Genomic DNA, 296 nt, shown 5'->3' with positions numbered 1-296 from the left:
GGATGCGCGCGGAAGAAAAGGGCGTTGATATCCTGGAGGTGCCTGCAAGCGGGCCGGAAAACCTGGTGATCGAGCGGGATGTGCTTTCGTATGAAGGAGCTGGGGCAGTCAAAGCAACGCCGCTTGCAAAGAAAGTGGCGCATCTTGAAGGCGTAGAGCTTGCGGAGGTAAGCGGCAGCGGCTCTCACGGCAAGATCACAAGGGAGGATATCCTGGCTGCGGTAGCGGCAAGAAGCGCGGCAGCCGGTGGCGGGACGCAGCGCGGGGAGCGCGTTATCCCAATGAAGGGGATGCGC

At 61.8% G+C, this 296-nt stretch carries 1 protein-coding gene; it reads left to right on the top strand.

The features are described 5' to 3' along the window. Positions 1 to 296 (top strand): E3 binding domain-containing protein (locus CHK_RS02665; RefSeq protein WP_046442501.1); only part of this gene is annotated, 296 nt, incomplete at both ends.

Source organism: Christensenella hongkongensis (assembly GCF_000981035.1).
GTDB classification, from domain to species: domain Bacteria; phylum Bacillota; class Clostridia; order Christensenellales; family Christensenellaceae; genus Christensenella; species Christensenella hongkongensis.
This window is presented reverse-complemented; position numbering and strand designations above follow the sequence as displayed.